The 22140-nt window shown below is 65.4% G+C and carries 23 protein-coding genes, 1 tRNA gene and 1 pseudogene; 5 read left to right on the top strand and 20 right to left on the bottom strand.

Annotated features, from left to right (window positions below; genetic code table 11):
• Positions 1-22: 22 nt before the first annotated feature.
• A complete protein-coding gene (locus AC1DZU_RS00805; RefSeq protein ID WP_477280848.1) occupies positions 23-1507 on the bottom strand; it encodes a pyridoxal phosphate-dependent decarboxylase family protein in 1485 nt (494 codons plus the stop codon).
• Between the two features lie 12 nt (positions 1508-1519).
• The gene (locus AC1DZU_RS00800) at positions 1520-2608 is read right to left on the bottom strand and encodes a PLP-dependent cysteine synthase family protein (RefSeq protein WP_477280845.1); all 1089 of its coding nucleotides are present in this window, start codon (positions 2606-2608) and stop codon (positions 1520-1522) included.
• A gap of 247 nt (positions 2609-2855) precedes the next feature.
• Here AC1DZU_RS00800 and AC1DZU_RS00795 point away from each other — a divergent pair, with 247 nt between their 5' ends.
• The 3 genes from AC1DZU_RS00795 to AC1DZU_RS00785 all read left to right on the top strand — a co-directional run bounded on the left by AC1DZU_RS00795 (position 2856) and on the right by AC1DZU_RS00785 (position 5624).
• Positions 2856-4847, top strand: coding sequence for a transcriptional regulator (locus AC1DZU_RS00795; protein ID WP_477280843.1), 1992 nt, complete (start codon positions 2856-2858; stop codon positions 4845-4847).
• 117 nt (positions 4848-4964) lie between these two features.
• Positions 4965-5144 (top strand): hypothetical protein, encoded by a 180-nt coding sequence (locus AC1DZU_RS00790; protein WP_164548818.1) that lies wholly within the window; start codon positions 4965-4967, stop codon positions 5142-5144.
• 99 nt (positions 5145-5243) lie between these two features.
• Positions 5244-5624 carry a YkvA family protein gene (locus AC1DZU_RS00785; RefSeq protein ID WP_477280841.1) on the top strand — a complete coding sequence of 127 codons (381 nt, stop codon included), beginning with the start codon at positions 5244-5246 and terminating at the stop codon, positions 5622-5624.
• 24 nt (positions 5625-5648) lie between these two features.
• On the opposite strand, the gene AC1DZU_RS00780 is transcribed toward AC1DZU_RS00785, so the two are convergent.
• From AC1DZU_RS00780 to AC1DZU_RS00730, 11 genes are all read right to left on the bottom strand, one after another.
• Positions 5649-5957, bottom strand: a complete 309-nt coding sequence (locus tag AC1DZU_RS00780; RefSeq protein ID WP_477280839.1) for a UBP-type zinc finger domain-containing protein — start codon at positions 5955-5957, stop codon at positions 5649-5651.
• Positions 5957-7651, bottom strand: a complete 1695-nt coding sequence (locus tag AC1DZU_RS00775) for an FAD-dependent oxidoreductase (protein WP_477280837.1) — start codon at positions 7649-7651, stop codon at positions 5957-5959. The genes AC1DZU_RS00780 and AC1DZU_RS00775 overlap by 1 nt, the downstream gene beginning before the upstream one ends.
• Positions 7652-7800: 149 nt before the next feature.
• Positions 7801-7885: transfer RNA gene (locus AC1DZU_RS00770), tRNA-Leu, on the bottom strand.
• 130 nt (positions 7886-8015) lie between these two features.
• The gene (locus AC1DZU_RS00765) at positions 8016-8636 is read right to left on the bottom strand and encodes a 2,3-bisphosphoglycerate-dependent phosphoglycerate mutase (RefSeq protein WP_477280835.1); all 621 of its coding nucleotides are present in this window, start codon (positions 8634-8636) and stop codon (positions 8016-8018) included.
• Between the two features lie 47 nt (positions 8637-8683).
• Positions 8684-9496: a 4-hydroxy-tetrahydrodipicolinate reductase gene (gene dapB / locus AC1DZU_RS00760; protein ID WP_477280833.1), complete on the bottom strand. Its 813-nt coding sequence runs from the start codon at positions 9494-9496 to the stop codon at positions 8684-8686.
• Entirely contained in the window at positions 9493-11352 is a 1860-nt protein-coding gene (locus tag AC1DZU_RS00755) for an ABC transporter ATP-binding protein (protein WP_477280831.1), read from the bottom strand. The genes dapB and AC1DZU_RS00755 overlap by 4 nt, the downstream gene beginning before the upstream one ends.
• Before the next feature lie 81 nt (positions 11353-11433).
• Entirely contained in the window at positions 11434-12480 is a 1047-nt protein-coding gene (locus tag AC1DZU_RS00750) for a glucokinase (protein ID WP_477224867.1), read from the bottom strand.
• Between the two features lie 188 nt (positions 12481-12668).
• Positions 12669-13760, bottom strand: a complete 1092-nt coding sequence (mepA, locus tag AC1DZU_RS00745) for a penicillin-insensitive murein endopeptidase (protein WP_477280828.1) — start codon at positions 13758-13760, stop codon at positions 12669-12671.
• 79 nt (positions 13761-13839) lie between these two features.
• Positions 13840-14742, bottom strand: a complete 903-nt coding sequence (locus AC1DZU_RS00740; protein ID WP_477280826.1) for an SDR family oxidoreductase — start codon at positions 14740-14742, stop codon at positions 13840-13842.
• Positions 14739-15893: a tRNA epoxyqueuosine(34) reductase QueG gene (gene queG / locus AC1DZU_RS00735; RefSeq protein ID WP_477280824.1), complete on the bottom strand. Its 1155-nt coding sequence runs from the start codon at positions 15891-15893 to the stop codon at positions 14739-14741. Before queG ends, AC1DZU_RS00740 begins: the two co-directional genes overlap by 4 nt.
• On the bottom strand, positions 15874-16566 hold the full coding sequence (locus tag AC1DZU_RS00730; protein WP_184872835.1) for a glutathione S-transferase family protein: 693 nt from the start codon (positions 16564-16566) through the stop codon (positions 15874-15876). Before AC1DZU_RS00730 ends, queG begins: the two co-directional genes overlap by 20 nt.
• Before the next feature lie 160 nt (positions 16567-16726).
• Here AC1DZU_RS00730 and AC1DZU_RS00725 point away from each other — a divergent pair, with 160 nt between their 5' ends.
• Positions 16727-17533 carry an undecaprenyl-diphosphate phosphatase gene (locus AC1DZU_RS00725; RefSeq protein ID WP_457150270.1) on the top strand — a complete coding sequence of 269 codons (807 nt, stop codon included), beginning with the start codon at positions 16727-16729 and terminating at the stop codon, positions 17531-17533.
• A gap of 90 nt (positions 17534-17623) precedes the next feature.
• On the opposite strand, the gene AC1DZU_RS00720 is transcribed toward AC1DZU_RS00725, so the two are convergent.
• Complete coding sequence (locus AC1DZU_RS00720) at positions 17624-18001, bottom strand: YraN family protein (protein WP_477280821.1); 378 nt, start codon at positions 17999-18001, stop codon at positions 17624-17626.
• Entirely contained in the window at positions 17994-18905 is a 912-nt protein-coding gene (gene rsmI / locus AC1DZU_RS00715) for a 16S rRNA (cytidine(1402)-2'-O)-methyltransferase (RefSeq protein ID WP_477280819.1), read from the bottom strand. The genes AC1DZU_RS00720 and rsmI overlap by 8 nt, the downstream gene beginning before the upstream one ends.
• A 148-nt stretch (positions 18906-19053) precedes the next feature.
• Between rsmI and AC1DZU_RS00710 the strand changes: the two genes are divergently transcribed.
• The gene (locus tag AC1DZU_RS00710; RefSeq protein ID WP_095083758.1) at positions 19054-19239 is read left to right on the top strand and encodes a hypothetical protein; all 186 of its coding nucleotides are present in this window, start codon (positions 19054-19056) and stop codon (positions 19237-19239) included.
• A gap of 73 nt (positions 19240-19312) precedes the next feature.
• On the opposite strand, the pseudogene AC1DZU_RS00705 reads toward AC1DZU_RS00710, so the two are convergent.
• The 5 genes and pseudogenes from AC1DZU_RS00705 to AC1DZU_RS00685 all read right to left on the bottom strand — a co-directional run.
• Positions 19313-19435: pseudogene (locus AC1DZU_RS00705) on the bottom strand (EamA family transporter); the annotation flags it as partial.
• 122 nt (positions 19436-19557) lie between these two features.
• Positions 19558-19881 (bottom strand): low molecular weight protein tyrosine phosphatase family protein, encoded by a 324-nt coding sequence (locus AC1DZU_RS00700; protein WP_477280817.1) that lies wholly within the window; start codon positions 19879-19881, stop codon positions 19558-19560.
• Between the two features lie 3 nt (positions 19882-19884).
• A complete protein-coding gene (hemW, locus tag AC1DZU_RS00695) occupies positions 19885-21048 on the bottom strand; it encodes a radical SAM family heme chaperone HemW (protein ID WP_477280815.1) in 1164 nt (387 codons plus the stop codon).
• Positions 21045-21692, bottom strand: coding sequence for an RdgB/HAM1 family non-canonical purine NTP pyrophosphatase (rdgB, locus tag AC1DZU_RS00690; RefSeq protein WP_477282169.1), 648 nt, complete (start codon positions 21690-21692; stop codon positions 21045-21047). The genes hemW and rdgB overlap by 4 nt, the downstream gene beginning before the upstream one ends.
• Positions 21693-21706: 14 nt before the next feature.
• A complete protein-coding gene (locus tag AC1DZU_RS00685; protein WP_477280813.1) occupies positions 21707-22117 on the bottom strand; it encodes a VOC family protein in 411 nt (136 codons plus the stop codon).
• Between the last annotated feature and the right edge of the window lie 23 nt (positions 22118-22140).

Below are 22140 nucleotides of genomic sequence, written 5' to 3'. Positions count from 1 at the left end.
AGAATCGCATGCCTGCCGGGAACTAGAAAGACGCAGGATGCTCCGCCGCGATCTGCCGCCCCAGCCTCGTCACTTGACCCACCAGAAGGTCGAGATCCTCGCGCCGGGTGCGGTGGTTGGTGATCGCCACCCGCAGCCAATGCTGGCCATGCACCGTGGTGTCGGAGAGTGCTGCAATGCCCTCTTCCTGCAGCCGCAGCATGATTTCGGTGTTGAGCGCCTTCGGCGCCTCGCCGGCGAGGCCCGGCTGATAGCGGAAGCAGACGATGTTGATGGTCGGCAATGCTGCCAGCTCCAGTTCAGGCTCGGCCTCGATCAGCCCGGCGAGGTAACCCGCCTGCGCAATATTCTGGTCGATCAGACGTCCGAACTTGTCGGCGCCATGCTCCTTCAGCGCCATCCACACCTTGAGTGCGCGAAAGCCGCGCGACGTCTGCAGGCCGTAGTCGTGCAGCCATTCGCCGGAGGCGAGACCGCGCGGGGTCGATTCCAGGTATTCCGGCGTCACCGCGAAGGTCTTGCGATGTGCGACGGCGTCCCTGACCAGGGCGCAGCCGACCTCGAATGGTGCGTGCAGCCATTTGTGCGGGTCGAGCGCGACCGAATCGGCCCATTCGATGCCGGCGACGCGATGGGCATTTTCGGGTGCAATGGCGATCAGCGCGCCGATGCAGCCGTCGACATGGAACCAGAGGTCTTCCTCATGCGCCAGTTTGGCTAGCGCCCGCAGGTCGTCGATCGCCCCGGTGTTGACCGTGCCGGCCGTGCCGATGACGCAGGCCGGCTTGAATCCGGCCGCGCGGTCCTCGGCGATTGCTGCGCGCAAGGCGGCGATGTCCATGCGCATGCCGGCATCGGTCGGGATGCGGCGCAGCGCCCGGTTGCCGAGGCCGAGCGCTTCCATCGCCTTGCGGTGGCAGGAGTGGATCTGGTCCGAGCCATAGAAACGCAACGGCTTCTCGATGGCGGCAACGCCATGCTCGCGCACGTCGATGCCGGCCTTGACGTTGCGCGCCACGGTCAGCCCGATGATGTTGGCCATCGAGCCTCCGCTGACCAGCGTGCCGCCGGCAGAAGCGGGAAAACCCAGCATCTGCTTGCACCAGTTCACCACCTGGCTGTCCATCAGCCCGGCGGCGTGGTTGCCGCCGCCAAGATTAGAGCCCTGGATTGCCGCCAGGAAGTCGCCGAGCGCGCCAGCAAAATTGCTAGACCCCATGTACCAGGACCAGAAGCGCGGATGGATGTTGCCCATTGGATAGGACATCACAGTCCGGGAGACCTCGTCATAGACAGCGGCTAGGGGCGACGGCGATCGCGGCAGGGGTGCCGCGAAGACATCTCTTACATCCGCCGGCATCTCCCGCCATACCGGGCGGTCGCGCACGTCGCGCAGATAATCGACCGCATCGTCGATGACCCGGTGCGACAGGACCTGCACATCGGCCCAGTCCTGGGGGTCAAGCGTTTCCTCGGTCGTGCCAAGGGTTTCTTGCACCATGTCCATGATGGGTCTCCGTCAAGCCGCCGGAAACTGGCAGCCGGGCGTCGAGCGCGACAGGGCGATCTCGTCGGCATCCATCTCGGCCTCGATGCCGTCGAACAGCGGCGTCGACATGTAGCGTTCGCCGGTGTCGGGCAGCATGCACAGGATGACCGCGCCGGCCGGCGCCCGTTCGGCGACCTGCCGCGCCACCGCGAAGGTGGCGCCGCCGGAAATGCCGGTGAAGATGCCTTCCTGGCGTGCCAGCGCCTTGGCCCATTTGATGCCCTCGAGCCCGGCAACCGGCATCACCTCGTCATAAAGGCTGGCGTCGATCGCTTCCTGCAGCACGTTGGGGATGAAGTCCGGCGTCCAGCCCTGGATCGGGTGCGGCTCGAAGGCCGGGTGGGTGGCGGCAGGAGCGCCGTCGGCAGCGCGCTGCTGCGCCTTGCCGCTGCCGATGAGTTGCGCGTTGGCCGGCTCGGAGAGCACGATGCGTGTCTCCGGCCGTTCCCGCCGCAGCACGCGCGCCACGCCGACGACCGTGCCGCCCGTGCCATAGCCGGTGACAAAGCCGTCGAGCCGCGAACCGGCAAAATCATTGATGATCTCGCGCGCCGTCGTCGCCTCGTGGATGGCGGCATTGGCCGCCGTCTCGAACTGGCGGGCGAGGAACCAGCCATTGGCCTCAGCCAGTTCCACCGCCTTCTTGTGCATGCCAAAGCCCTTCTCGGCGCGCGGCGTCAGCACCACCTTGGCGCCCAGCATGCGCATCAGCTTGCGGCGCTCGACCGAAAAACTGTCGGCCATGGTGACGACCAGCGGATAGCCCTTCTGCGCACAGACCATGGCCAGCCCGATGCCGGTGTTGCCGCTGGTCGCCTCGACCACCGTCTGGCCCGGCTTCAGTGAGCCGCTGCGCTCGCCCGCCTCGATGATGTTGAGCGCCAGGCGGTCCTTCACCGAGGCTCCCGGATTGAAGAACTCAGCCTTCACATAGATCGTTGCATGGGCCGGCGAGAGATTGTTGATACGCACCACCGGCGTGTCGCCGACTGTGTCGAGAATGCTGTCGAACAGGCGGCCGCGCCCGGCGGTGGTCCTGATTTTCTGCTTCTGCAACATCTTTGATCTCCTCGATCGTTTGCCATCACAAGCCGGTTACAAACCGGCGGGTTGGGCGGCGAGGTTTCGAGACCTTGCCGCGCTAGGACAGACATGCCGGCATTGCGGCAATGGCGGCATCCGGCGCGGAACTTCGCCGCCAGATGCGCTTTGTCGGTTTCGGTGATACAGCAAGGGCCGACAGGCCAGCGTGGGAGCAGGCGTGGAAACGCACGTGGAATCCACCCGATCGAGACTGGACAGCCAAGTGACCGGCCCGTCCGTGCGCCTGCTTGGAACGCTGACGATCTCCCGCAACGGCGTTGCGGTGGCGCTGCCGGCCTCACGCAAGCTGCGCGCGCTGTTTGCCTATCTGGCGCTGGCGCCGCACGCCGTTGGCCGCAGTCGCCTGTGCGAGCTGTTGTGGGACGTGCCCAACGATCCCCGCGGCGAGCTGCGCTGGTGCCTCAGCAAACTGCGCGGCGCGCTCGACGAGCCGGATCGGCGCCGTGTCTCCACGCAAGGCGACACGGTCGCGCTTGACCTCAGCGATTGCCTGGTCGATGCGCTGGAGGTCAGCCACGCTGCGGAGCAAGGGATCGGCACCCTCGATGCGGAGCGGCTAGGGGCGCTGGCCAAACTGTTCGCCGGCGATTTCCTCGACGGGCTGGAGCTCGAACGCAGCCCGCATTTCAACAGCTGGCTGGTCGCTCAACGCCGCCGTTTTCACTCATGCCACGTCGCCGTGCTGGAGCATCTTGTCGCAAACCATCCGGCTGACACCCCGGATGTGTCCGCGCATCTCGACAAATGGGTCGAGCTGGCGCCGTTCGACACGCGCGCGCATCTGGCGTTGCTGGCCAATCTGGCGGAGCACGGTGAGATTGGCGCGGCCGAGCAGCATCTGGCGGCGGCAGAACAGTTGTTTCAGTCGGAGGCGATCGATTTCGGACCGGTCAGTGCCGCCTGGCGGGCGATGCGTGAGCAACGGCCAGCCGTCTCGCAGCGGGCGCCGCCGGCCGGCCTGTCCGCGGTATCGCAATTGGTCGCCACACCCGGCCATACCGGCCCGGTCGAACCGAGCCACGCCTCGCTGGCCGTCATGCCGTTTGTCGAGGAGACCGGCGGCTCGCGCGGTGGGCTTGCCGACGGTTTTACCCACGACATCATCACGCGCCTGGCGAAGCTCAGGGATTTCTTCGTCATCGCGCGCGGATCGGTGTTTGCACTGGCCGAGAAGAACATCGCACCCGAGGATGCCGGCCGGCGGCTGAATGTCGACTATGTCGCCACCGGCACGGTGCGCAGCCGGCCCGGCCGTCTGATTGTCAGCGTCGAACTCATCGAGGTGCGCACGGCCAGGATCGTCTGGGCCGAGACGTTCGAGCGCCGGTCCGACGACATCTTCGGCTTGCTTGACGATATCGGCAACAGCATCGTGTCGTCGATCTCGGCCGAGATCGAAACGGTCGAGCGCAACCGCGCCATGCTCAAGGCGCCCAATTCGCTCAACGCCTGGGAGGCCTATCACCGCGGCCTCTGGCACATGTACCGCTTCACCCAGGTCGAAAACGAGCAGGCGCGGCATTTCTTCGACATGGCCTTGCGGCTCGATCCGACTTTCGCCCGCGCCTATGCCGGCCTGTCCTTCACTCATTGGCAGAACGCCTTCCAGCGCTGGGGCGACCGCGACCGGGAAAGCGCGCTGGCCTTCGAGAGCGCCGGCCACAGCCTGCTGGTCGACGACCACAATCCGGCCGCGCACTGGGCGATGGGCCGGGCGCTGTGGCTGCGCGGCGAACAGGACGGTTCGCTGCTCGAACTGGAACGGGCGGTGGACCTCAGCCCTAACTTCGCGCTTGGCCACTATGCGCTGTCCTTCGTCCACTCGCAGTCGGGCGACCCGCAGGCGGCGATCGGCTCGTCCGACCATTCGCGCCATCTCAGCCCGTTCGACCCGCTGCTGTTCGGCATGCTGGGGGCGCGGGCGATGGCGCATGTCCGGCTCGGCCAGTTCGAGGAGGCGGCCGAATGGGCGCTGAAGGCAGCGGCGCGGCCCAACGCCCACGCCATCATCCTGGCGATCGCCGCACACTGCCTGGCGCTGGCGGGCCGGCTCGACGAGGCGCAGGGCTTTGCCGCCGCCATCCGCAAGACATTGCCGAACTATTCAAGCGACGATTTCATCGGCACCTTCCGCTTCGAGCCGGATGCCGCGGCACTGTTCCGGCAAGGCGCCAGACGGCTCGGGCTGGGCTGAAACCGAGGATCAGGACCCGGAACTTCGCCTCAATTCCGCCGGGTTAACAAAGTCGGAAGGAGTTGCTTAACGGTTCCCGGCTATGTCACGCCCGGGAGGTCTGACAAAGTGAGTATGATGAGCAACAGCCCCGACAAGCGCAACGAATGGCGCGCCATCTTCTACGTGCAAGCCCGCGTTGCCATCCTGTTCGTGCCGGTTGTGGCCAGCCTGCTGATCATAGCCGCGCTTGCCGGCAACGAACGCAAATCCGTTCCCAGCACGATCGACCCGACCGTCACAGGCTCCGTGCGATAGAGCGGCGGTCGTCCCTCTTCGGGGCGGCCGGCGACGAGGAAGGGCCAGGCGCGTGGCGTGCACTATCGGCGCGTTGCCATTTGGCGCTAAAGTCGCCCCATGGCACTGAAGGAATGGGCACGAACAATCAAGCGCGACGTGCATGCGCTCTACCTCGCCGCGCGCGATCCCCGAACGCCATGGTATGCCAAGGCGCTTGCCGTGTGTGTCACGGGATACGCCTTATCCCCAATCGACCTGATACCCGATTTCATCCCGGTGATTGGCTACCTCGACGATGCGATCCTGGTCCCCTTGGGCGTCCTTGCCGTGGTCAAGATGATCCCGCCTGAGGTAATGGCGGAACACAGGGAGACCGCCGCCCTTGCCGTTGACAGGCCCGTGAGCCGCAGCGCCGCCGTGATCATCGCTTGTATCTGGGTCGCTTCGGTCGCGCTGGCGGGATGGCTGGGGTATCGATATTTCGCTGGCAGATTTTGAGGTCGCGTCCCGATAACGTCGGGCTCAATAAAAGCGCGGGATCGGACCGTTCTGCGGCGTCGTGCGGTCCCCGAGATCGAGAAAGGCCTCGTCGATGTAGCACCAGCCCCAGCCTTCCGGCGGATCGTAGCCCTCGATGATCGGATGGCGGGTGGCGTGAAAATGCTTGGTGGCGTGACGGTTAGGCGAGTCGTCGCAGCAGCCGACATGGCCGCAGGTGCGGCAGAGCCGCAGATGCACCCATTGCGAACCGCTTTTCAGGCATTCCTCGCAGCCGAGCGCGCTCGGCGTCACGTCCTTGATATCACCCGCATGTCTGCATTCATCCGCCATCACACTCTCCCGATCAATTGAGGCGCGACGGCGTGGCTGCCATCTTGCGCTAGATAGCCGTGCAACGCCGCCACCACCTGGGCACCCTCGCCGACGGCCGCCGCGACGCGCTTGACCGAGCCGGCACGGACGTCGCCGATGGCAAACACACCGCTGCGGCTCGTCTCCATCACCCTATGCGCCGATCCCAGGTCTGATCCGGTGCGCACGAAGCCGTTGGCATCCAGCGCCACGTTGCAGTGAGCCAGCCAGTCCGTATTCGGGTCGGCGCCGATGAACAGGAAGAGATGGCGGATCGGGCGCGTCGTTTCCACGCCGCTGGCGCGGTTGCGCCACCGCACCGTGTTGAGATTGCCTTCGTCGCCTTCCAGCGCTTCGACCTCGGTCCCGGTCAGCACCTCGATGTTCGGCTGCGCCCTGATGCGCTCGACGAGATAGCGCGACATGCTGGCATCGAGGCTGCCGCCGCGCGCCAGCAGCGCCACCTTGTGCACGTGGCTGGCCAGGTAGACAGCCGCCTGTCCGGCCGAATTGCCGGCACCGACCAGCGCCACCTCCTGGCCCTGGCAAAGCCGCGCTTCGATCGGCGAGGCCCAATAGTGCACGCACGTCCCCTCGAACTGCGCCAGATTGGCGACATCGAGGCGGCGGTAGCGCGCGCCGCTGGCGATCACCACGGTGCGCGTCCGAACGGTCTCGCCGTCGCCGACGTCAAGCGTGTAACGGGCACCGTCGGTCCCAGCGCTCAGCAGCTTCGCCTCGTCGGGAATCACCATTTCAACTCCGAATTTCTGCGCCTGGTTGTAGGCGCGCGCCATCAGCGCCATGCCCGAAATGCCGGTGGGGAAACCGAGATAGTTCTCGATGCGCGAGGAGGCGCCGGCCTGCCCACCGAAGGCCCGGCAATCGAGGACGATGGTAGACAGACCTTCGGACGCCGCATAAACGGCCGCTGCCAGCCCCGCCGGCCCGGCGCCGACTATGGCGACGTCGTATAATTTGTCGGCATCGATCGGCCGCAGCAGGCCGATGCAGCGGGCGAGATCCTTCTCGCCGGGATTGAGCAGCAGCCGGCCGCTCGGACACAGCACGATCGGCAGATGGTGGAGGTCGACATCGAAGCGCTCGACCAGGGTTTTGGCGCAGGGGTCGCTGTCAGAATCGAGCACGCGGTGCGGCTGGCCGCTGCGGGCCAGGAATCCCTGCAATCGCAAGACGTCGGCATTGTTGACGGGTCCGATGATGATCGGCCCGCTGGTTGCGCTTTCCAGCAGCCCGACACGGCGCAGGATCAGCGCCCGCATGATGCGCTCGCCGAGATTGGCCTCCTGCACCATCAGGTCGCGCAGCCTCTGCGAGGCGATGACGAACGCCTTCACCGGCTCGGCGGCCCGCGCATCCACCAGCGAGGGGCGGGCCGAAAGCTGGGCCAGTTCGCCGACAAAGCTGCCCGGACCATGCGTCACGATCGTTTCGCGCCGGCCGAGCCCGCCGTCCTGGATAATGTCGACCCTGCCCGACAGGACGACGATCAGGCCGGGCGCCACATCGCCGGCCGTGACGATGTACTCGCCGGTGGCGTAGGCGCTGGCCTCGCCGAACCGGCGCATGCGATCGATGTCGGCTTCAGCCAACGTGGGAAACGCCTGATCCCGACGGGCGCCGAAGATCGGGTTGGTGGTCGATTGAGACATAGTTTCGACCGTACCGAACCGGCGGCGCAGTTTGAAGCGGTTTGTTCAGCGCCTAGCCGGGAGGAGAGGTTGGCGGCAAAGAAAAAGCCCGGACGAACCGGGCTTTTTCTTTGGGTCTCTGAACCGTCGAATGGTTCGAAACGGGAATTTGGTGCCCAGAAGAGGACTCGAACCTCCACTCCTTGCGGAACACGGACCTGAACCGTGCGCGTCTACCAATTCCGCCATCTGGGCTGGTGCGGGCTCATGTAAGCGGGCAAGCGATGTGTGTCAACGCGCTTTTTTCAAAGCATGATCCCGAAAAGTGGGAACCGGTTTTCGGAAGAGATCATGCCCGACCAAGAATGGCTTGCTGCTTGCCGGCTTAGCTCTCCAGCACTTCCTTGGAAGCCACCGTGGAATCGGCGTTGAGCGTGTAGATGACCGGCACGCCGGTGCCGAGCTCCAGCTTGACGATCTCCTCGCCCGACTTGCCGTCCAGCGCCATGATCAGCGCGCGCAGCGAGTTGCCATGGGCGGCGACCAGCACGGTGCCGCCGCGCAGCACGTGCGGCTGCAGGTCGTGCAGGTAGTAGGGCCAGACGCGCGCGCCGGTATCCTTCAGGCTTTCGCCGGCGGGCGGCGGCACGTCGTAGGAGCGGCGCCAGACATGCACCTGCTCCTCGCCCCATTTCTTGCGTGCATCGTCCTTGTTGAGGCCGGAGAGATCGCCATAGTCGCGCTCGTTCAGCGCCTGGTCGCGGATGGTCGTCAGATCGCTCTGGCCGACCGCGTCAAGAATGTGCTGGCAGGTTTTTTGCGCCCGGACCAGCGCCGAGGTGAAGGCAATGTCGAATTTCAGGCCGCGCGCCTTGAGTTTTTGGCCTGCGGCCTTGGCCTCGGCGTGGCCCTGCTCGGTCAGGTCGACATCGCGCCAGCCGGTGAACAGGTTCTTCAGGTTCCATTCGCTCTGGCCGTGGCGCACGAGCACGAGGGTTCTCGACATGTTTGCTCCTTCAAATTGCCAGATAGGCAGGTTGGCAGATTGGCCGCTCAGCTGAGGCCGAGCACGTCCCGCATCGAATACAGTCCCGGCTTGCGGCCGCGCGCCCACAAGGCGGCTTTGACGGCTCCGCGGGCGAAGATGGCGCGGTCCTCGGCGTGGTGGGACAGGGTGATGCGCTCGCCGGTGCCGGCCAGCATCACGCTGTGGTCGCCGACCACCGAGCCGCCGCGCAGCGAGGCAAAGCCGATCGAGCCGGTCTTGCGTACGCCGGTATGGCCGTCGCGGACGCGCACATCGTTGCCGGCGAGCGCGATACCGCGCCCGGCGGCGGCGGCCTCGCCGAGCAGCAGCGCCGTGCCCGACGGCGCGTCGACCTTGTGCTTGTGGTGCATTTCGAGGATCTCGATGTCGAAATCGTCGGCGTCGAGCGCGCGCGCCGCCTGTTCGACCAGCACCGCCAGAAGATTGACGCCGAGGCTCATATTGCCCGACTTGACGATCATCGCATGGCGCGCCGCCGCCGCGATCTTGGCGTCATCATCGGCCGAGCAGCCCGTGGTGCCGATGACATGGGCGATGCGCGCCTGCGCCGCGTAGCCGGCGAATTCGACGCTCGAGGCCGGCGTGGTGAAATCGAGCACGCCGTCGGCTCTGGCGAAGACCGGCAGCGGATCGTCGCCGATCGGCACGTCGATGCGGCCGATACCGGCAAGTTCGCCGGCATCCTTGCCCAGATAGGGTGAGCCGGCACGCTCGACGGCGCCGATCACGCGGACGCCGGGAATGGTGTGGATGGCGCGGATCAGCGTCTGCCCCATGCGGCCGGCAGCACCCACCACGACCAGGCCTATATCGCTCATGAAGGTCTCCCGACCGCCTTTTTCGCGCGGCTGCGCGGCGGCGGAGTTTGGATTGGCTTGGCATCATCGACAAGCCCCAGCCCTTTTTTGCCCTGCACCCGGTGGAAGCGGGCATAGACGCTGTGCGGATCGGCCATCAGCGAAGCATGCGTTCCCTGTTCGACCAGATGGCCCTGTTCCAGCACGATAATGTGGTCGGCATTGACCACAGTCGACAGCCGGTGCGCGATGACGATGGTGGTGCGCCCTTCCATGACCTGGATCAACGCTTCCTGGACCCGCGCCTCGGCCTCGTTGTCGAGTGCCGAAGTCGCCTCGTCGAGCAGAAGGATCGGCGCCTGCCGCACGATGGCGCGGGCGATCGACACGCGCTGGCGCTGGCCGCCCGACAAGGTCACGCCGTTTTCGCCGACGGGCGTGTCGTAGCCCTGCGGCTGCTGGCGGATGAAGCCGTCGGCCTCGGCCTGCAGCGCGGCCTGTTCGATTTCGGCGTTGGTGGCATTCAACCGGCCATAGCGGATGTTGTCGCGGATAGTGCCTTCGAACAGATAGGGCTGCTGCGAGACATAGGCGATGGAGCTGCGCAGCGAGTGCTTGGTGACCTTGGAAATGTCCTGGCCGTCGATCTCGATCGTTCCCGCCTCGACGTCGTAGAAGCGCTGCAGCAGTGCCACCAGCGTCGTCTTGCCGGCGCCGGAGGCGCCGACGATGGCGGTCATCTTGCCGGCTGCGGCGACGAAGCTCAGGTCCTGCAGCACCGGTGCCTCCTCGACGTAGCGGAAGGACACGTTGTTGAAACGCACTTCGCCGGTGGAGAACCTTGCCTCGGCGGCTCCCGGCGTGTCGCCCTGCTGCGGCTCGAGATCGAGAAGTTCGTAGATCATGCGCGCATTGACCAGCGCGCGTTCCATGCCGACCTGCATGCGCGCCAGCCGCCGTGCCGGATCATAGGCGAGCAACAGCGCGGTGATGAAGGAAAAGACCGCACCCGGCGGCTGTCCAAGAACGATCGCCCGGTAGCCGGAATAGGCGATGACACCGGTGACGGCAAGACCGGCCAGCATGTCGGAGATCGGCGCCAGCCGTTCCGAGACGCGGGCGATCTTGTTTCCGCGCTGCTCGGCGCTGTCGGCGAGCGCGCCGATGCGGCGCGACAGCTCCTCTTCCATGGTGAAGGCCTTGACGATGGCAATGCCTTGCGTGGCCTCCTGCACGGCGCCGATCAGCCGCGAATTGATCTGCACCGATTCGCGGGTGATGCGGCGCACCCGGCGCATCAGATAGGTGACAGTCCAGATCAGCGGCGGTCCGATCAGCAGGGAGCTCAGGGAGAGAACGGGATCCTGGTAGATCATGACCCCAAGAAGACCGAGCAACGTCACGCCATCGCGCGCGATCGACGTGAGCGTCATCGACAGGAGGTCGCGGATGCCGTTGACGTTCTCGTTCATCTGGGCAGCCAGCCGGCCCGAACGCGTGTCGCTGAAAAAGCCGACGCCGAGCTTCATCAGATGGTCGAAGAGGCGTTTCTGGTAGCGCGCCACCAGATTGTTGCCGACCTTGGCCAGCGTCACCGCCTGGCCGTAACCGGCGAAACCGCGCACGAGGAAGGCCGCCATGATGGCGGCGCAAATCCACACGATCAGATCGCCGCGTCGTTCATAGAATATCGAGTTGACGACGGGGCTCATGACCCAGGCGGTGAAGGCGGTCGTCGCGGACACCGCGATCAGGCAGGCAGCGGCAAAAGCATAGGACCAGCGGTAATCACGGCCGTTTTCAGCGATAATGCGGCGGAGCACCGCCGTGACCGCACGGGGCGTGACTTTCGGCTTGTTGGGTATCTGAAATGTCAAATCGGAGCGCTTCACAGGTTCCTGCTTCCCGTGGCCGGGTTGCGATTCGGCACTTCTCTTAACGCCAAGGGGCGGACTTGCCTATGCCTTGGGGTGACTAACTTCGTCGCGCCAGCGGCGGTCCGCGGTCTGGACCCCGAACAGCGAGGGGTTTCTGGCATAGGCGGCAAGGCCCAAAAGCGCTGCCAGCGGGTGGGTGATGACATAGACCGGCATGGTGCGCATCAGCGCGCTGTGCGGCGCCTTGTCCTCGAAGGCGGCACGGAAATTGCCGGCCTTCAGCGCCGGCACGATCTTCTGCGCAATACCACCGGTGAGGAACACGCCGCCTCGGCTCATGAACACCAGCGCGAGATCGCCGGCGGTGCGCCCGAGGCAGGTGACGAAGGTCTCCACCGCCTCTTCGGCAACCGGATCGGTCTTGGCCAGTGCCGCGGCGGTGACTTCCGCCGGCGTGGTGAAGGGGGCAGGCTTGCCGTCCGCCTTGGCCACCGCCCGGTAGACGTTGACGAGGCCGCGTCCGCACAGGATCTGCTCGCCCGAAATGCGGCCCTCGAGCTTCTCGATATGCGGGAAAACCTCGAAATCGCGCGGCGTGCGCGGGCCGATGTCCATGTGGCCGCCCTCGCCGGGCACCGGTATCCAGTGGCGAAGCGCATAGACCAGCCCCGCGACGCCGAGCCCGGTTCCGGGGCCGAGCACGACGCGCCCGGCATTGGGCTCCGGCGTGCCGCCGCCGATCTTTTCCATGTGCTCCTCGCCGAGCGCGACGACGGCCAGCGCCTGCGCCTCGAAATCATTGAGCACGACGATGTCGCTCAAGCCGAGGCTGGCGAACATCTGCCTGGGCTTGACGATCCACGGGCAGTTGGTGAGCTCGATCTCGTCGCCGTCGACCGGTCCGGCCACCGCCAGCACAGCCGAATTGGGGCGGACCGACGAGCGGTCGAGCACGGCCGCCTGGATCGCCTCGTCGATGGTGTTGTAATTGGCGGTCTGGACGATGGTCGGCTCGCCGGCCTCGGAATTGGCGTCGAGCACGATCGAGAAGCGCGCATTGGTGCCGCCAATGTCGCCGATCAGGATCGGAAACCGCAACAAAGTATCATCATCGCCCGTGCTTGGCATGCTCTCGTCCGTCCCCGGCGCCCCCGACGGCGCAACGCCGTTCTCCCGTTGACTAGCGCATGAGTTTGAAAAGGGAAACGGTTTTCGAGGCCAGTGTCACGGTGAGACAGGTTCTGCGGCCAAACGGCCACTATTTCGCAAAAACGGCACGGCTAAACCGGTTCAACCCTGGATAAGCGCCTCAGCGGTCAGTTTCCCGGCCGTGGCCGCGGCAGCGGGATGCCGATCTCCGGAGTCGCGGTGAATGCGTTCACCGCAGCCGGCAAGCCGGCTGCACCACTGGTAGTGGTGGCGGGCAGCGAAGGCGCTTCGGGCTCGGGCGCCGCAGCCGCGACCGGCACAGCGCCGCCATAATAGGTTGCCGCCTCGGCAGACGTCGGCCCCGGCGCGTCGAGCACGGCGCGGCATTCCTTCGGCAAGTTCGCCATCGTCATCAGGTCGCGGGCCTTCGGCGCATCCGGGTTCTTGTTGGGCCGCCAGGGCTCCTGCGTGAACCACCAGGCGAGCGGCTTGCCGCAGCCGTCATCGGCCGGCGTCGCTTCCTGCGCCTTGCAGTTGGGCGAGCCCGGCTGGCAGCCGATGCGCATGTGGAAATGATAGTCGTGGCCCCAGAACGGCCTGATCTTGCGCAGCCAGTCACGATCGCCCTTGACGGTGTCGCAGAGCTTTTTCTTGATGCCGGGATTGACCAGGATGCGTTCGACCTCGGGATAGCTCGCCGCCCGCTTCAAAAGCCTTGTATGTGCCGGCGTCCACAACGCGTCCTTCACCAGATGGGTCTTCTCGTCGACCATCAAGGTGGCGCTGATGCTTTCGCGTTGTGCTATCGACAGGGGAGAGCTGGGCATCGGCGTCAGCCAGATGTCGGCATCGAGGCCGATCTGGTGCGAGGCGTGGCCGGTCATCATCGGGCCGCCGCGCGGCTGCGAAATGTCGCCGATCAGCAGGCCCGGCCAACCATCGGCCGCGGCGTCTCGCGACAGTTTCTCGATCACCGCGATCATCGCCGGATGACCCCAACGACGGTTGCGCGACGGCCGCATCACCTCCCAGGTCGGGCCATCCATGGGAATGGCGACGCCGCCGGCAAAACAGCCCTTGGAATAGAAGCCAATGGATTGCGCTGCGGTCGCCGCCGGCAGCTTCTTGGCGCCGAACAGATCCTTCGCCCGTTCCTCGGCCGCTGCCGGCTGCGCGGCGAGCCCGGCCAGCGCGAACAGGCCGAGCGCTGTGGCCAGCAGTGATTTCCTGCCGAGAGATCGCCGCGTCGCTGTTTTCATGAAACCGGATCCCCACCGCAATCCAAGGCCGAATCATAGCACGCAACGCGCGGCGCTTCGATGATTAGCGCTTCGATGATTAGCGCTTCATCGGGCTGCGCGGCTCGCCATCGCGCCAGTTGCCATCAGTCCACATATGGTTGAAGGCGGCGCGGAAATCCGGAAAGCGCAGGGAATAGCCCGCCGCCTTGATCGCCGCGTTGGCGACACGCTTGTTCTCGCCATAGAAGGACCGCGCCATGGGTGAAAGTTGGGCGGCGTCGAAGGGAATCTCGGGCGGCGGCTCGACGCCCATCAACTCGGCGGCATAGGCGACGACATCCTGCGGCGGCGCCGGCTCATCATCGGTGACGTTGAAGATGCCGCCGGTATTGCCTTCGATAAGTTGCCAGAGGGCGCCGGCAATGTCGTCGCAATGAATGCGGTTGAACACCTGGTTGGGCTTGACCAGCCGCCGCGCGGTGCCGTTTTCCAGATTGACCAGGGCGTTGCGGCCGGGGCCGTAGATGCCCGACAGGCGCAGGATCGCCACCGGCCGGCCGATCTCCCGGCCCAATTCCAGCCAGCCCCGTTCGGCAGCCACCCGCATCACCGAGCGCTTCGAGACCGGGCGGCACTCGGCTGTTTCATCGACCCAGGCCCCGTCATAATTGCCGTAGACGCCGACTGTCGAGAGATAGCCGATCCATTCAAGTGCAGGCGTCCGCGCCACGGTCGCCGCGCGGGCGGCATTGAGCACGGGATCGCCGGCCTCATCCGGGGCGACCGAAACCACCAGATGCGTTGTCTTTCCCAGCGCATCGCCGATTTCGCCGGTCAGCGCGCTGTCGAACAGCAGCGGCGCGATGCCGGCCTGCCGCAGCGCCTCGAATTTGTCGACCGAACGCGTCGTCCCGAAGATCGTGGCGGCAGCCTTGCTGGCGCGCGCAAAAGCCTGGCCGGAATAGCCGGCGCCGAAGATGAAGATCTGCTTGTCGCTCATGCATGTGCCCTGGTTGACCGCGCCAGACGCCATTCGTCGCGCACGGCGTCATCGCTCTCGGTTTTCAGGCCGGCAGCGGCCCGTTCGGCATATTCGGCATCAGGCACAAGCCGCGCCAGCGCCCATATTGCCGCGCCCCGCACCAGTGGCGAGGGGTCGTCCAGCAAGGCGCGCACGGGGTCGGCAAGCGCCGCATCGCCGGAATTGCCGGCGGCGATTAGCACATTGCGGACAAAACGATCGCGGCCGATGCGTTTTATCGGCGACCCGGAAAAGAAGGCGCGGAAGGCTGCGTCATCCAGTTCGAGCAGCTGGCCAAGCGGCGGCTCGCGCAAATCGTCGCGCGCCGCGAGTTTTGCCTCGGAAGCCGCCCGCGCGAACTTGTTCCACGGACAAGCGGCGAGGCAATCGTCACAGCCATAGATGCGGTTGCCGACCTTCTCGCGGAATTCATGCGGGATCGGCCCCTTGTTCTCGATGGTGAGATAGGAGATGCAGCGCCGCGCGTCGAGCCGGTAGGGCGCCGGAAATGCATCGGTCGGGCAGACGTCGAGGCAGGCGCGGCAGGAACCGCAATGGTCGATCTCGGCCCGGTCGGGCACGAGTTCGGCTGTGGTGAAGATAGTGCCGAGGAACAGCCAGGAGCCGTGCTCGCGGCTGACCAGGTTGGTGTGCTTGCCTTGCCAGCCGAGCCCGGCGGCCTCAGCCAACGGCTTCTCCATCACCGGTGCGGTGTCGACGAAGACCTTCACGTCACCGCCGGCGCGCGCCACGAGCTTACCGGCGATTTCCTTCAGCCGGCCCTTCATCACCTCGTGATAGTCGCGGTTCTGCGCATAGGCCGAGATGGCGCCACGGTCTTGCTTGGCCAGCACCTCGCGCGGATCATGGTCGGGACCGTAATTCATCGCCAGCACGATGATCGAGCGCACCTGCGGCCACAGTGCCGTCGGTTCGCTGCGGCGCTCAAGCGTCTCGGCGATCCAGCCCATCGAACCGTGAAAGCCGTCGGCGACAAATTCGGCCAAGCGGGCCGGCGCCAACGGAATCGCATCGGGGGTGGTGACGGCGACTGCATCGAAGCCGGCGCGATGCGCCTCCGCGTCGATCAGCGCGCGCAGTTTTGCGGCGTCAGAAGTCGAGGTCCGCATAATGCGACACCGGCGACAGGCCGCGCACCCGATCGGTCAAAAGCGGCCGGAAGGAGGGCCGCGATTTCACCCGCGTGTACCATTCGCGCGCCGCGGCGTGTTCGCGCCAGTCGATCTCGCCGAGATAGTCGAGCACCGACAGCGTCGCGGCGGCCGCGAGATCGGCATAGGTGACTCTGCTGCCGGCCAGCCAATGGCGGGTGCCGGCGAGCCAGTTGGTGTATTTCATGTGCTGGCGGATGTTGGCGCGGGCGGCGCGGATAGCTCCGGAATCGGGAGAGCCGCCGCCCGCCGTTTCCGGCATCACCGGCTTCAGCACGCGTTCGCGCACCAGATGGCGGGTGACCTCGCTTTCGGCCTTGTTGAGGTACCAGTCGATCAGCCGGCGGATTTCGGCGCGCTGCATCGGGTCCTCGGCGAGCAGCCGCTTGTCGCGCTTCAAGACGCCGCGCGTCTCATCAAGATATTCGGCGATGACGGTCGCGCCGACGATCGGCACGTCGCCTTCGGCCAAAAGGATCGGCAGCGTGCCGGCCGGATTCAGCGCCAGGAACTCCTTGCGCCGCGTCCACGGCTTTTCCTCGATCAGGGCCAGCTCCTCGCCGTACTCGCCGAAAGCGAGGCGGACGAAGCGACAGGTGGCGAACATGGGGTGGTGGAAAAGCGTCAGCATGGTTCCGCGATGATAAAGCGCACTGGCGAATCGCCGGTCGCACCGGTAAGTCTTGGCCGCCCGGTTAGCGGGCCGTCAGGGTGTTGCGACCTATAGGGGGACTTGCAGGCCATGACAAGCAAGCCGTTCTGTTAGCCGTCACGCCAATGCCGAGGTAGCCATGGAAAGCCAGACCATCGTCGAAGCCCTGCTGCTCGGTCTGCTGGAGGGGCTGACCGAGTTTATACCGGTCTCCTCGACCGGCCATATCCTGCTCGCCGGCCATTTCCTCGGCTTCCATTCGACCGGCAAGGCCTTCGAGATCCTGATCCAACTCGGCGCCATCCTGGCGATCCTGAGCGTCTATTTCCGCCGCCTGTGGCAAATGCTGCTCGACCTGCCGCATGACCGGCTGACACGGCATTTCGTCATCGGCATCCTGATAGCCTTCCTGCCGGCGGCCATCATCGGCGCGCTGGCGCATGATTTCATCAAGACGGTGCTGTTCGAATCGCCAAGGCTGATCTGCATCATGCTGATCATCGGCGGCGTCGTGCTGCTGGCGGTAGACCGCATGAACCTCAAGCCGGTCTACCGTGACGTTGAGCGCTTCCCAACCCGGCTTTACCTGCAGATCGGGCTTTTCCAGTGCCTGTCGCTGATCCCCGGCACGTCGCGCTCGGGGTCGACGATCGTCGGCGCGCTGCTTCTAGGCGTCGACAAGCGGGCGGCGGCGGAATTTTCTTTCTTCCTTGCCATCCCGACCATGGTCGGCGCCTTCGCCTTCGACCTGTTCAAGAACCGCAACGTGCTGAGCAGTGCCGACCTGCCGATCATCGCCATCGGCTTCGTCGCCGCCTTTGTCACGGCGCTCATCGTCGTGCGCTTCCTGCTCGATTACGTCTCGCGCAACGGCTATTCGCTGTTTGGCTGGTGGCGGCTGGTGGTTGGCGGCGTCGGGCTGGTGGCGCTGATGATCTGGGGGTGAGGCGTGGTCCGCGAAGCGGACGGAAAGCCAATTGCTTGGCTTTCCGAACGACGAACGCCCTGAGCCTGCGAAGGGCGAGCACCGCTCTCCTCAGTTCCTTCCGTAAAACGCATTCTCGACATGCACCGGCCAGCGCCAGGGCAGCACCGCGACCATGTCGAAGCGCATCGACAGTCTGCCATAGTCGGACTGGCGCGACAGCCAGATGTCGGCGGCCGCCTCGATGCGGCGCTCCGATTCATGGCCGATCGCGTCCATGGCTTCGATCAGCGTGCGGCGCGCCTTGACCTCGACGAACAGGACCAGATCGCCGCGCCGCGCGATCAGGTCGATCTCGCCGAAGCGGGTACGGTGGCGGCGCGCCAGAATCCGGTAGCCCTTGAGCATCAGCGCTGCCGCCGCCAGCCATTCGCCGCGATGGCCGCGCCGATAGGCTTTTTGGCGGCTGGCGCTCGGGCGCTCAGCCACCACCTCCTCCAGTGGCACCCTTAAGCTCCAGCAATCGCCGATAGAGCGCCTGTTTCTGGCCGCCGCTCATTTTCGCGGCTTCGGACGCCGCCTTGGAGGCCGGCATTTCGGCAGCGAGCGACAACAGCAGGCGGTCGATGTCTTCAGGCTCGTTGACCTTGGCCTCGGCGGGACCGACGCAGACGACGATCTCGCCCTTCGGCGTATCGGCCGCCGCATAATGGTCGGCCAGCACTTGCAGTGTGCCGGTGCGCATTTCCTCGAAGGTCTTGGTCAATTCCCTGCCGATGGCAGCCTTTCGCTCGCCGCCGAGCGCGTCGACCATGGCGCCGAGGGATTCGGCCAGCCGGCGCGGCGATTCGAAGAAAATCAGCGTCGCCGGCACGGCTTTCAAGGCTTCGAGCCGTGTCAGCCGCTGCCCCGTCTTCACGGGCAGGAAGCCGGCGAACAGGAAGGCGTCCGACGGCAGGCCGGATGCGGTCAGCGCGGCAAGCGGCGCCGACGGGCCGGGGATCGGCACGACGCGAATGCCATGGTCGAGCGCCTCGCCGACCAGCCGATAGCCGGGATCGGAGACGAGCGGCGTGCCGGCATCGGAAATCAGCGCCACGCTCTGTCCGGCTTGAAGTGCCGCGATCAGCTTCGGTCCGGCCTCGCCGGCATTGTGCTCATGATAGGCCGTGGTGCGTCGGCGGATGCCGTAGCGGTCGAGCAGCACGCGCGACACCCGTGTGTCCTCGCAGGCGACGATGTCGGCGGCGGCCAGCGTTTCCAGCGCGCGCAGCGTGATGTCGGCGAGATTGCCGATCGGCGTCGCCACCAGATAGAGCGCCGCCTCCAGCGGCCGGGCCGCGATCTCGGTCTGCCCGACCACATAGCTGCGCTTGCCCGTTTCGCCGGTCACCGATGCATCTCCGTTCAAACCCTGTTTGGCACGGCTGACGCCGGCTTGCAAAAGCTGACGCCGCGTCCGCCTGCCATTCCTTTGCCACAGTAGGGAACGAAACCGGGTTCGGCAGATTTACCCCCTGATTCCGGAGGAGGAGGACAGGATGGACAGCCTAAAAATACAAGACGCTTTCGAACCCTACTATGCCGGCCGCAAGCGCGTTGCCGCAGCCAGGGACAAGCGCCTCCCTGCCAAGACCGACACCAGCCTGACCAAGCGGACCACAAGCGCCTTGCCGACGAATGTCAGGCTTTCCGACAACAAACCAGACAGCACGACGGAGCACTGACCGAACGATGCCCAATCGCTTCGATATCTTCATCACCCGTCTTGAAACGAAAAACGCCCGCAATGGTGTGCCGCTATCCCAAGTAGGCGACCAGCACCGCGCCCGCCGCGACAAGGACGACGCCAAGCCGCTCCGCTCCGGAGAGTCGCACGCCGAGAAGGATCGAGCCAAACACCGCCACAAGCACGACGCCTAGCGCAATAGGTAGCGACGGGTTGAGAATTCTGCCGTCGCATACCTCGGCAGGTGTCGCGGCATGGATCCTCGGGTCAAGCCCAGGATGACGAACGCATGGTTGCGAACACTCTGCCAGGTCATTCACCCCAGATATCGTGAAACGCGCGCCTCCAGGAGGCGTATCAACACCGGATCCATGAATTCATAGTCGTCGGGAATGCCGAGGCAGATAATCCGAGCCTTCTTCAGGCTGGCCTTGAATTTCTTCTGCAATTTGGCGCGATGCGCCTTTTCCATGACGAAGATGACGTCGGCCCAGGCGACCAGTTCATGCGTCAGCGACGTGTCGGCATCGTGGTTTGTTCCCGCCGACGCAACCTCGATATCCCTGCGTTTCGAAAACACCTGCTCTGCGGTCGGGCTGCTCAAGCGGTTCTGGCTGCAGACGAAGAGAACGTTCTTCAAGGGTTAGCGCGCCAGATCCGCCACCACCGCGTCGAGCACGATCATGCCGGCCGGCGTGGCGCGGAGCCGGGCGTTGCCGATCGGCGCCACCAGACCCTCGCCCTGCAGCACCGACAGCCGCGCGCTCGACAGGCTACGTCCGGAGAATGCCTCGTAGCGGGAAAGGTCGATGCCCTCGGCCAGCCGCAGGCCCATCAGCAGGAACTCGTCGGCCTCTTCGGAGCGCGTCAGGATCTCGCCGCCGGTGACGCCATGGCCCTTGGCCTCGACCAGATTGGCCCAGGTTTCCGGCATCCGCTCGGCGATCGTGACTGTGCGGCGGCCGTTTTCGACGAAGCGGCCATGCGCGCCGGGCCCGACGCCGACATATTCGCCATAGCGCCAGTAGGTCAGATTGTGCCGGCTTTCGGCGCCCGGCCTGGCGTGGTTTGAAATCTCGTAGGCTGGCAGGCCGTGCGCCGTGGTGATCTCCTGCGTCAGCGCATAGAGGTCGGCGGCCTGGTCATTGTCGGGAATAATGAATTTCTTTGCCGCATGCAGCGCGTGGAAGGGCGTGCCTTCCTCGATGGTCAGCTGGTAGAGCGACAGATGATCGGCGGCATGGCCGATCGCCTGTTCGAGCTCGGCCTGCCAGGCCTCCGGTGTCTGGCCGGGCCGGGCATAGATCAGGTCGAAGGAGAGGCGGGGGAATATTTCCCGCGCGAGCCCGATGGCGTGCAGCGCTTCCTCGACATTGTGCAGCCGGCCGAGGAAGCGCAAATCCTTGTCGTTCAACGCCTGCACGCCAAGCGAGACGCGGTTGACGCCTGCTGCCCGATAGCCGCGAAACCGTTCGGCCTCGACCGAGGATGGATTGGCCTCCAACGTCACCTCGATGCCATCAGGAACGGTCCAGTTCTTCGCCACGGCGTCCAGAACCCTGGCCACGGTTTCCGGCTTCATCAGCGACGGCGTGCCGCCGCCGAGAAAAATGCTAGTCACCTCGCGCGGCCCGCTGCGCCGACGCATGGTCTCGAGCTCCGCCTCGAAAGCGCTGGCAAAGCGTTCCTGGTCGACCGGCTGGTGGCGGACGTGGCTGTTAAAGTCGCAATAGGGGCATTTGGCCGCGCAGAACGGCCAATGGATGTAGACGCCAAAACCGGGCGCCCGGTCGAGCAGCATGCTCATGCCGAGCCCAATCTCGCTTTGGCGAATTTCTGGAAAGCGCGGGCGCGGTGCGACAGCGCCGTCGGCTGGCCGGGCTTCCAGCCATGTTTTTCCTCGGCGCTCATCTCGCCGAAGGTCTTGTCGAAGCCGTTGGGCAGGAACACCGGGTCGTAGCCGAAGCCTAGGTCGCCGCGCGGCGGCCAGACCAGCGTGCCTTCAGCCTCGCCGCGATAATATTCGGCGTCACCGTCGGGAAAGGCCAGGCAGATGACGGCGACAAAGCACCCCTTGCGCTGTTCCGGTAAGGCGGCACCGACTTCCTGCAGCGCCACTTCGGTGCGTTGCATGGCCATGGCGAAATCGCGCGAACCGTCAGGGGTTTCGGCCCAGTTGGCGGTGTAGACGCCGGGCGCGCCGTCGAGCGCGTCGACGCACAGGCCGGAATCATCGGACAGCGCCGGCAGGCCGGTGGCCTGGGCGGCGGCAAATGCCTTGATGTAGGCGTTCTCCTCGAAGGTGGTGCCGGTCTCGTCAGGCTCCGGCAGGCCATAGTCCTTGGCCGATTTCGCTTCGAAGCCGAACGGCCCCATCAGATCGGCGAATTCGCGCAGCTTGCCGGCATTGTGGCTGGCAACGACGATCTTTTTTCCATCAAGCGAGTGAATGGTTGGCGAATGCATCAAAGGCCCCAGATCCGTGGCTCGGCGAATTCGATCGAATTGCCCGAGGGGTCGCGTATATAGATCGAACGGCCGCCTTGCGGCCATTCAAATTCGCTTTCGATGGCTATCTTCTTCGCCTCGAGATGCGCTTTCCAGCGCTCGATCTCGTCGGCGCTGGCCGCAAAACAGAGATGACCCTCGCCGACCGCACCGTGCGGCGGCACTTTCAGTCTCGCATCGGGCGCGGGCGGCACTTTTGTCGCCTCGGCGTTGAAGATGAGCAACACGCCGGGTCCGCAGCGGAAGAAGAGGTGCCTGCCATCAACCTTGCCAAGCAGGTCGAGGCCGAGGATATCGGTGTAGAAGGTTTCGGCGGCGCCGAGGTCGGTGACGTAGAGGGCTGATTCAAGGATGGTGGAAGGAATCACGAGGCACCCCCCTCTGCCCTACC

Source organism: Mesorhizobium sp. P2_A12 (assembly GCF_056405075.1).
Note: the sequence above shows the minus strand (reverse complement) of the source record. Positions and strands in the feature narration are given on the sequence as shown.